This window comes from Dysgonomonas sp. Shenzhen-Wh21 (assembly GCF_043392705.1).
Taxonomy (GTDB): Bacteria; Bacteroidota; Bacteroidia; order Bacteroidales; family Dysgonomonadaceae; genus Dysgonomonas.
Genome location: NZ_JAIXHZ010000095.1, coordinates 1 through 11,183, shown reverse-complemented (window position 1 = coordinate 11,183; position 11,183 = coordinate 1). Strand labels below are relative to the sequence as shown.

At 37.8% G+C, this 11,183-nt stretch carries 7 protein-coding genes; 2 read left to right on the top strand and 5 right to left on the bottom strand.

Going from position 1 to position 11,183, the window contains the following annotated elements; genetic code table 11:
• Window positions 1–2,517 (bottom strand): DNA polymerase III subunit alpha (locus LDB17_RS06430; protein WP_393924942.1); only part of this gene is annotated, 2,517 nt, incomplete at its 3' end.
• Between the two features lie 560 nt (window positions 2,518–3,077).
• On the opposite strand from LDB17_RS06430, the gene LDB17_RS06425 reads away from it, so the two are divergent.
• Window positions 3,078–5,495, top strand: coding sequence for a TonB-dependent receptor (locus LDB17_RS06425; protein ID WP_252638083.1), 2,418 nt, complete (start codon window positions 3,078–3,080; stop codon window positions 5,493–5,495).
• Between the two features lie 75 nt (window positions 5,496–5,570).
• Window positions 5,571–6,719: an iron-containing alcohol dehydrogenase gene (locus LDB17_RS06420; protein WP_252638084.1), complete on the top strand. Its 1,149-nt coding sequence runs from the start codon at window positions 5,571–5,573 to the stop codon at window positions 6,717–6,719.
• Window positions 6,720–6,757: 38 nt separating this feature from the next.
• Here LDB17_RS06420 and LDB17_RS06415 read toward each other — a convergent pair whose 3' ends face one another.
• The 4 genes from LDB17_RS06415 to LDB17_RS06400 are packed head-to-tail and all read right to left on the bottom strand — an operon-like array spanning window position 6,758 to window position 11,055.
• The gene (locus LDB17_RS06415; RefSeq protein ID WP_252638085.1) at window positions 6,758–8,329 is read right to left on the bottom strand and encodes a carboxypeptidase-like regulatory domain-containing protein; all 1,572 of its coding nucleotides are present in this window, start codon (window positions 8,327–8,329) and stop codon (window positions 6,758–6,760) included.
• A 12-nt stretch (window positions 8,330–8,341) separates the two neighbouring features.
• On the bottom strand, window positions 8,342–9,193 hold the full coding sequence (locus LDB17_RS06410; RefSeq protein ID WP_252638086.1) for a FecR family protein: 852 nt from the start codon (window positions 9,191–9,193) through the stop codon (window positions 8,342–8,344).
• Window positions 9,190–9,741 carry an RNA polymerase sigma-70 factor gene (locus tag LDB17_RS06405; protein WP_252638087.1) on the bottom strand — a complete coding sequence of 184 codons (552 nt, stop codon included), beginning with the start codon at window positions 9,739–9,741 and terminating at the stop codon, window positions 9,190–9,192. Before LDB17_RS06405 ends, LDB17_RS06410 begins: the two co-directional genes overlap by 4 nt.
• A 51-nt stretch (window positions 9,742–9,792) precedes the next feature.
• Window positions 9,793–11,055 carry a carboxypeptidase-like regulatory domain-containing protein gene (locus LDB17_RS06400; RefSeq protein WP_252638088.1) on the bottom strand — a complete coding sequence of 421 codons (1,263 nt, stop codon included), beginning with the start codon at window positions 11,053–11,055 and terminating at the stop codon, window positions 9,793–9,795.
• Window positions 11,056–11,183 lie beyond the last annotated feature (128 nt).

Genomic DNA, 11,183 nt, shown 5'->3' with positions numbered 1-11,183 from the left:
GTAACATATGAACTCTACAGTCAGGGAAAAACAACAGGTACATTCCAGTGTCTTCTTTTGATGCCCGTTCTTTGTTCCTCCGGCAATGAACTTCTCCTTTAGGGCATTCATCTTATCTATAAGCTTTTTACCCATAGCTTTACGTAGCTCATCGGATTGTCCACGTGTAAAATCTGCCAATAGACGAGAAAGTAACATGACCTGTTCCTGATATACTGTAATACCATACGTATCATTCAGATAACGCTCCATTATCGGAATATCATAACTGATCTCTTCCTTTCCATGCTTTCGGGCAATAAATGATGGAATGTAATCCATCGGCCCCGGTCGATAAAGAGCATTCATCGCAATCAGGTCTTCAAACTTAGATGGCTGTAACTCTTTCAGGTATTTCTGCATACCGGCAGACTCGAACTGGAATGTACCTGTTGTTTTTCCCTGACTGTAGAGTTCATATGTTACAGGATCTTCCAACGATATACTGTCTATATCGATATCTTTACCTGTTGTATGTTTGATATTTTCAATTGCCTCTTTTATGATCGAAAGGGTTTTCAACCCCAAGAAGTCCATTTTGATAAGTCCGGTTTCTTCAATAACAGTACCTTCATACTGAGTAACCAAGATATTTTCTCCGGTCTCTTTATCTTCCGCCGTACTAACGGGTACAATATCTGAAATATCCTGCTGCCCGATAATGATACCACATGCATGTACACCTGTATTGCGGACATTTCCCTCTAGCATCTGCGCATATTTTATTGTATCGCGCATTATCGGATCGTAGCTGTTTGCTGCTTCTTTCAGCTCGGGAACATATTCTATCGCATCTCGTAGTGTGACTTTTTTCTTATCAGGAATACGATCAGGAACAAACTTTGCCAAACGATTAGATTCTGATAAAGGCAGTTTTTGTACACGAGCAACGTCTTTTATAGCCGACTTTGTCGCCATAGTTCCATATGTGATAATATGTGCCACACGTTCTTGACCATATTTATCTGTTACCCACTTCAATACTTTGCCTCGCCCATCATCATCAAAGTCGATATCTATATCGGGCATCGATATACGGTCGGGATTCAAGAAACGCTCAAACAGGAGGTCATATTTAATAGGGTCTATATCTGTTATACCCAAACAATAAGCTACTGCCGAACCCGCAGCCGAACCACGTCCCGGACCTACAGCAACCCCCATACTGCGTGCGGCAGCAATAAAGTCCTGAACAATGAGGAAGTATCCCGGAAACCCCATGGTCTTCATCGTATTCAACTCAAAATCGAGCCGTTCTACGATCTCCGGACTTCGGTCTTTTCCATATCGTTTATCTGCTCCTATGACTGTAAGGTGTCGCAGATAGTCTGATTCCAGCTTTATCCGAATAACCTTATCATACCCTCCCAAACGGTGATATGCTTTTTCTCCGAATTCGAGAATAAGATCTTCTTCGGAATACATAATTTTATACCCTTCTTCGGTTCCAAATGAGGCATCGATCGTAAAGAAAGGCATCAATGCATCCGAATCTATAGAATAAAATTCTACTTTATTTGCTATCTCAAGCGTATTGGTCAATACTTCGGGATGATCTGCAAAGATTTGATTCATCTCTGCTGTTGTTTTCAACCATTCCTGTTTTGTATATCTCATCCGTTTAGGATCGTCAAAGTCCTTTCCTGTACTCAAGCAAATCAGTCGGTCGTGTGCATCGGCATCCTCCTCATCTACAAAGTGAACGTCATTTGTTGCGATTACCTTAACGCCGTACTTCTCACCAATACGAAGCAGTTCTTTATTTACCTTTTCTTGTAAAGGATATGCTTCTGCATTTGCATCGGGACGGTTTGTCTTATGTCTCTGCAACTCGAGATAATAATCTTCACCAAAGAGATTTTTAAACCATTGAACAGTTTTTTCGGCCTCTTCTATATCATCGGACATAATCTTTTTAGACACTTCACCTCCAAGACATGCTGTAGAGATAATAAGTCCTTCATGATATTTTTCGAGCAATTCTTTGTCGATACGGGGACGCATATAATAACCTTCTGTCCATCCGTACGAAATCATTTTGATAAGGTTTTTATACCCGGTAAGATTTTTGGCCAAAACCACCAAGTGCCAACCACTCATATCCGGCTTGCCTTCCTTCAGATGTCTGCTTCGACGTGCAACATAACATTCGCAACCTATAATGGGCTTAAACTTCTTAGCCTCTTCTTCCTTTATTTTGGTTTTTAAATCTCCTATCTGAATCGAGTTGTCTGATTCTTTATCTGCCTCTAATTTCTTTATCTCAGTTTTTAGTTCCTTAATAGCAGCATCATATTTCGAATTTTTCTTTTTTACGTAATTGAAAAACTCTTTTATCCCAAACATTGCGCCATGATCGGTCAAAGCAATGGCTTTCATTCCATCACCAACCGCCTTATCTACTAGCTTTTGAATACTAGCCTGACCATCAAGCAGTGAATATTGGGAGTGAACATGTAAGTGTACAAAATTATTCATATCTCAATCTTTGCTTTTTCACAATTTGTAAAGTTACTATAAATAGCCTGCCTTTACCACAAAAATACGCATCAGTTTTCAACAAATAATATCCGTTAGGTTTTATGCCCTTGTAGTCACCGAGATAAGAACATGCAAGCCGTTAATTATAAACCCGCAACATTCTCACAACACCTTCAAACATCTATAAACAAACATCTTAACACATACAATATGATCATTAAAAATAGGATTTATAAAACATGTGGTCAGAAATTATAAATACTGACAGTTTATTAAATCTATTCATATATTTTTGTAGCAGATGCTAAATCAGACTAAACAGCTTCCTAGCTTTAACTGAGAACATTCTCATTGAATTAACAAACTTTACAAAACTTGAAAATGGTAAGATCCTCCGGATTTTACCATTTTCTACATCTAACATTATAAATTAGGACTTCTGAGTTCGATTTATAATAACCCAGAAAATCAAATTTAGACAAATGGGGTTTTATAATTATCAATATATTGGTACACAGAAAATATATACCTAAATTTGTGTACACAAAACTGACCGTATGATCAAGAAAAACATATTATTACTTCTCATATTTATAACATCTCTTGCTTATTCACAGCAAATAAAAATCACAGGAAAAGTTACTAATCAACAAGGAAAATTGTTGGAACACGTTTCTATTTCGGAGATCAATAGCCGCAACGAAGTAATAACAAATGAGAGAGGCGAATATGCATTATCTATACAACCTAAAGATTCGATTAAGATCATATTCTCTTTGATAGGCTATCAGCGTCACCAATATATAATACCTAAACCTACAAGTGACTTGGTACTGAATATTACCTTAAAAGAAGATAATAATATCTTAGGAGCCATTACTATAGAAGGACAACAAACCGTTACCACAGTTATTGAACGAGTCGACTACTTAGCAACCAGACGAGCTTCAAATCCTTGGGGAAGTATAGAATCTCTCCTCGCAACGATGGGGGGAGTAAGCTCTACAAACGAACTGAGTTCGCAATACTCTGTACGTGGAGGGAACTTTGATGAAAATATCGTATACGTTAATGGGAATGAGATTTATCGCCCTCTCTTAGTGCGTTCAGCTCAGCAGGAAGGGTTAAGTTTTATAAATCCTGACATGGTGCAAACCGTCGGTTTTTCTGCCGGAGGATATAGTGCAGAGTATGGAGACAAGATGTCATCAGTGCTTGATATTACATATAAAAAACCAAAAGAGTTTGAAGCGTCTGCCTCTGCCGGACTTCTAGGGGGAAGTGTCCATATCGGTAATTCGACAGGAAAATTCTCGCAGATTACGGGAATTCGTTATAAAACAACTCAGTCCTTACTGAGCTCTACCGATACTAAAGCCGAATACGACCCTTCATTTATTGATGCTCAAACATATATAACGTACGACTTGTCGCCCAAATGGGAAGTTAGTATGCTGGGAAACTATTCGCACAATACTTATGAATATACGCCCAAGACACGCAGTACTAGTTTTGGTACACTTACCATGCCTCGAAACTTTACCGTATATTTTGATGGATGGGAAAAGGACAGGTTTATTACTTACCAAGCAGTATTGACGCTGAAAGGCAGAATAAATGAAAATATAAATATAGGTATTACCGGCTCTACATTCTCTTCTGACGAAAGAGAACGTTATGATATAGAAGGCAATTATATATTGGAGGAACAGAACATAGTAGAGGGAAATGAAACCTTTGACGAATCTTCTCTGCTGGGGATAGGACGCTATATTGAACATGCACGCAATGAGGTGAAATCGGAAGTATATACAATCAGTCATTTCGGAGACTTTAAGATAGGAAGTAACCTCTTGAAATGGGGGCTCACTTATCAACAAGAAAATGTAAGAGATAAGATCAAAGAGTGGGAAATGAGAGATTCTGCGGGTTACTCTCTACCAAATACAGGAATAGATGTCAATCTATATTCGAATCTGAAAGCAGATAACAAAATCAAGCCTTCTCGTTTCTCCGGATATATACAAGACACTTATAAACTCAATACAGACAATGGCTTATTTATTATAAATGCCGGAGTCAGAGCGAGCTATTGGACTTTCAATGAAGAACTGATAGTAAGCCCACGTGGAGCTATAGCTTTTGTACCAAGCGGAATCGAAAACTTCTCGATACGACTAGCGGGAGGCATTTATTATCAGGCTCCTTTTTACAAAGAATTCCAAAAAGTAATAAATGTAGATGGGAACAATGTTATCGAGCTGAATAAAGATATTAAATCACAAAAATCGATTCATGTCGTACTAGGAAGTGATTATTATTTTGGAGGCGGGGGCGAACACAACTCTCCACCTCTGAAGTTATCAGGAGAAATATACTATAAGAAATTATCTGATCTGATTCCATATACAGTAAACAATGTAAAAATACGTTATTCAGGAGAAAATAGTTCAAAAGGCTTTGCTCTAGGGATGGACATGAAGCTGTACGGAGAATTTATTCCGGGTGTAGATAGCTGGATTAGTCTGGGAATAATGAAAACGCAACAGGAAATAGACGGGGTAAAAGTTCCTCTGCCTACAGATCAACGTTTCAACTTTGCATTATTCTATCAGGACTATATGCCGGGATATGAACGCCTAAAAATGAGCCTTAGAGGTCTGTGGTCGCAAGGCTTACCCGTATCTGCACCATACAAAGGGTATGAAAACGGATATTTTCGCACACCTGCATATAAGCGTGTTGACATCGGTTTTTCATGGCAAATACTAGGCGAAGATTTTGCTATACGCAACACAAACTCGCTATGTAAAGCCCTAAAAAACATCTGGCTAGGAATAGATATCTTTAATATATTCGACATGCAAAATACAAATACGTATTACTGGATTACAGATATTTACAATCATCAATATGCCGTACCAAATTATCTGACCGGACGCCAAGTAAACGCAAAACTATTAATCGAATTTTAGCTTATTTAATAAATTGAATTCAATCATATAAGGTTAAATAATATAACTTTACTATCAATCAAAAACGAAGAGATTATGGAAAATTTTTCATTAGCAAATCCCGTAAAGATTATATTCGGGGAAGGAATGATCAAAGAGATTACGAACGAAATACCTCAAGGCAGTAAAGTGTTAATGACTTACGGAGGAGGCAGTATAAAGAAAAACGGAGTGTACGATCAGGCTGTAAAAGCTCTAAGCGGTTACGAATGGCATGAATTTGGAGGGATAGAACCAAATCCACACTATGAAACCTGCATGAAGGCTGTCGCTGTAATCAAAGAAAAGGGTATCGATTTTATATTATCCGTAGGTGGCGGATCGGTTCTTGACGCTACAAAGTTTATTTCTGCCGCAGTCTATTTCGAAGAGGGTGATCCGTGGCAGATACTGTCTAAAGGTAGCAAAGTAAAGAAAGCTATGCCTTTTGGAGACATTATTACATTGCCTGCTACAGGATCAGAAATGAATAGCGGAGCTGTAATAACCCGTGCCGAAACTCAAGAAAAACTTGCATTTGGTTCTCCCCTCACCTACCCTAAGTTTTCTGTACTTGATCCGACTGTAACATATTCATTACCTCCCCGCCAAACAGGGAATGGAGTTGTAGATGCTTTTGTACATGTAATGGAGCAATACCTGACATATAACGAAGGAGATTCTTTGCTGCAAGATAATATGGCTGAAGCTATTGTAAAAACATTGGTAGAAGAAGGACCTAAAGCACTGAAAGAACCTAGCAACTATGACGTTCGTGCCAATCTGATGTGGGCTTCAACGTGGGCACTGAATGGCTGGATTGCCTGCGGTGTGCCCGAAGACTGGGCTACTCACATGATCGGACATGAACTTACAGCTTTCTATGGACTTGATCATGCTCAAACTCTTGCCATTGTATTGCCGGGAGTAATGACAGTGCTAAAAGATCAGAAAGGCAGAAAGATCACTCGTCTTGGAAAAGAGGTGTTTGGCATCCAAGGAAGCGATGCAATAAATAGAACAATTAAAGCAGTAGAAAACTTCTTCGAATCGATGGGTGTAAAAACTCATCTGTCTGACTACGGATTGGGCGATGAGGCTATAAATAAAGTAGCTGAGCGATTAGGAAACCGTGGATGGAAACTCGGAGAGTGTCATAACATTACTGCTGATGTAATCAAAGATATTTTGACTTTAAGAAAATAAGTCGCAAATATAGAAAGTAAGCCGATAATTATATCGGCTTATTTTATAATCTGATCTTCGGAAACCTCGCTTAAATTATTTATTATTAATTCTTTTAGCTTTTCTTCCGGCAATATTACATTAAAGTTACCCCAAAAATTTCTGTCATACTGATACTTAGTATCTGAGAATATGTTTTGAGTAGGTATTCTTTCCTTTCGGGCAAATGCATTTACATCCGTTGTATCTACCATACAGTTTACCATTTCGAACCACAGATATAATGGAGTGCTAAAAAGCTTTCGCTTTCTTTTCATCTTAAATTCGAGGTCTCCACGAATATGGTTCACATAATAAATACCATCATTGGATAATTTATACGAGACATTGTACCGAGCCTGTTGTAATGTTAGCCGGATATCCTTATTCTTCCTTTGAACATAAAGATCTGTAGCCTGTTGTACAAACTTGGGATTGACCTCGAAATGCGCTTCTATCAAAGCATAATTCTCTGCGTCAATAAACAATTGTCCTTTAAACAAAGGTTCATCGATATATTCTTTCTGACAGAATGAAATAATATTCACCCTTCTGCCATCTACAACTGTAATATCTGTATGCCCATACTCATATTTATTTTGCTCTTCAGGCTTCAAAAAATCAGGTAAGTTCTTCACCAAATCCAATATCAGACAAGAATTAATACCGGATTTCATTTTTGTAAAGATTGTATCACTTTCCTGAATACTCTTAATACGGCGCATCTTTATAAGTTTTACCTGATCAAGATTTGCATTTACATCATAGCCGGTCTTATAGATTTTAAGTACCGCCTCTGTTACATCTATATTATTTTTTTTATGGTCTATACCCTCTCTGTAGAAGGTTGTAAGATAAACAGGCGAGGTTGAGTAGTTATTCTTACGATTCTCCAGCATACGGTTAATCTCTTCTTGAGGCTCAACTACTCTAATTACGACTTCCTGTAATGGTATTATTCTGGGCTCGAGGGCAAAACGAATATGCTGTCCGGCCAATAGTCCTACTTCCACTTCCTGACTTTCGTAACCTACATGAGTAAACTTTACCTTGGAGTGACGAAGAGAATCAGGCAATATCAATTTGAATTCTCCATCCTGATTAGAAATCGTTCCTATTGTTGAGTTGCTGATTCCTACTGCGCTATAAGCCAAAGGCTCATCCGTTATCTGGTCGTATATTGCACCACTAAAAGTAAAGAACTTTTTCTCTACACTATCTACCTTTTCTATGGAGATTACGGCATGTGTCTTTATCCGATCTGTAACTTGTAATAAAATATGATTTCCTACAACAGAAATCTTTAGTTGATTATTCCCGGTGATCGCATATATGGCTTCCCGCAATGTATATTCGCCTTTTGCAATCTTAACCTTCTTATCATTGTCTATTATCTGGCTATCATAGATAAATAAATAACCCGACTTGTCGGATACTTGCCTCAGCAGTTTATATACACTCTCTTTACTTTTTGGTAATTGTATCTTCCGATTTAGCACTGCGCCATCATCTGCCTGTAAGATCACTGCTACCATCATTAGCAATAACGATACAAGAATACGATGAAAGGTATTTTCAGCCGTATATTTCATGGCGGTTATATATTATTTTTGTGATATAAATATCACATTATCTTGCTGTTTAAACTGCAAATTAAGAGCCAGACAAATCAGTTCAGCCATTGTGTATGGAGTATCACCCGAAAAGGTAACTGTCAGTAAACGATCTTGCAGTTCGGGTGACACTGTTAGCTGCTCTGCATCGGAGTTCATATTTATAACCCTCACAATATCCGACAATCGCTGATCTTTAAAATGAACCCTTTTGAGGTACGATTCAAACTGTGAAACATCTGTGGTTTTAACCTTATGTAGATTATCAGATTCCAAAAAGGCTGTTTCTCCTGCCCTTACATTTACTATCTGCCCGTTCAATTTTGAAGTGACTCTTACTTCTCCACGCCGTACTGATAAAGAAAATGAATTTTTATTTTCACTCTTCACATTAAATGAAGTGCCCAATACCTCAATAATCGTTTGCTGAGTTTCAATGACAAATGGTTTACTTGGATTTCGACTGATATCAAAAAAAGCATTTCCCTCTAAAACGACCTCTCGTTTATCATCCGAAAAACGATTCGGATACTGCAAAGATGCTTGATCTGAAAGATATACTATCGATCCATCTTCTAAAGTAGAGATCAGAGTTGGAGCATCCTTTTCGTTATTTATTGTCAACATTTCCTTATGGCTGGTCTTTTGTCCCCATATAACGAATACTGAAATGGCACAAATACATAAAATTGCAGCCACAGCCCCCCATCTTACCAAAGATGTACGTATGCTTGCCTTTTTCGCTACTTTATTCTCCGGCAGCAATCCGTCCCGATCGAGCCGCATATAAAGGCGATCCCAAGCCTGATCTGTAATCTTATTATTTGTTTCTTTCAAATTCATGATGCGTGTGTATATTTTTCTATTTCCTGTCTTAATATCTGATATGCTTTTGTCATTTCTGCCTCTACCGTTTTTATTGACACAGAAAGCAATTGCGCAATTTCTTTATATTTACGACCTTCCATCCGATGCATTCTGAAAATGCGTAGTCGTCGTTCAGGTAACTGTTCCAGTGTACGATTTATAATATTCTGAAGTTCTTTATATTCAATCTGTTCTTGCGCTGTCGTTTCCGATGCTTCAAGCTTCCTGCTTAATACATTTTCGCGGTGACGTTCTTTTACGTACTGATGTTCGAAATATTGAAGCGACTGGTTACGTACTGCCCCATACAAATAGCTCTTCATCGAACGGACAATATTCAATGCCTCTCGGTCGCGCCACAATACATAAAATAATTCCTGAACAATCTCTTCAGCTGCATCTTTACGACCAATTATGCCAAACGAGTACATGTATAAAGGCAGATAGTACTGGCGAAAAACCTGTTCGAAGGTTTCTATATCACCATCCTTTATCTTCTTGAATATAAGTACATCGTTCAGCATAATAAGTACAATCACAAGTAAGACCAAATATAATAAATCATAACGAATTTATCAGTTACTTTGTTGTTTCTTTAATTTATTTACTGCCGATTCAAGCGACTCTGTAGGTTCTATAATGTTATAGCCCTCCCAGAAGTTGGCATCATAGAAGTTACTCACTTTGTCTGATAACGAATATCTGTCGTTAAATGCTTCTCTAGCGGGAATTTTAGCTATATTATTTTCTTGCCTGTCGGTAACAACCATCTCTGATATAATTGTATAGTTGGTAGAGAACAGCCTGCGTTTATAATCACATTTGAAGCGAACTTCGTTACGAACATAATTCAGATAGCTTTTTCCATTCTGCTGCTTATAAGTAACCAAATAGGCTACCTCTTCAGGTTTGAAATGCAATCTGAATGGTTTTTTACGAAGAATGGCCTGTGTAACTTTATTGCGGTCGTCCATACTCAAATTAAACTCTGCCCGTGAAAAAGCTAATGTTTCCTGATCAATGTACAAGTTACCATAAAACAGGGCGTAAGGCATGACAACCTGAGGCTCAAAACTTATCACATAATGAAGACGTTCGTTTATCATTACACTGTTCTCCATCTTGTACTTGTAGTAATGAAGAGAAGCTTTATCTAACATTATATCCCTATTCTTCACAATATCCAGGTAAGTAGACAAGTTGGGACCTCCTACAAATTTAACAAGCAGAGTATCGCCGGGTTTTGGACTGAGCAGTTTCCTGCCCTTCAACACTTGTACCCTATCTCCTGCATCCGATTGAGTGTATGGGGTCTTGTAGATATCTATAACAGCTTCGGAGATATTTATATAGCTTCGTCTTTTCTGTATAGTTTCACGATAAAATCCGGTTAAAAGATTTGTCATCAAACTATTGTTATCACCTATCTTATCGATAGCTTTTTCCACCAATTGCAACGGATCAGTAGATTCGACAACGACCTCTTTCAATTTGTTCTCGTTACGTGTAAGGAAGATCGTAATATTACTCATATCCTGATCCAATAGAGGTACCCGCTGATTGAAGTAGCCTATGTGGGAAACTTCTATTGTTTTAACGTTCAGGGAATCTCTGACCTTAATGGTAAATCCACCATCAGCATTCGATATCGTACCGATACCTGTTCCGGGAACAGATATACTCACATATTCAAGAGTCTTCTTTGACTTTATATCCTTCACTACTCCGGTTATTGTAATATATCCCGGATCTTTGGCCGAATAAGTTGGAAGTGCTACACTCCAAATTATAAGGACTGTAAATACAGTTTGTATCAATTTTAAACATTTAGTTCTCATGGCTATATTGTTTTTAATGATGATTAATAAAACCGGTTGTACTATTATGATCGTTCAAAAAATGAAAACCCTATCCTTTATCAGATATTTAACATTTAAAGAATGATAATTTAGTTCTAAAAAAATAT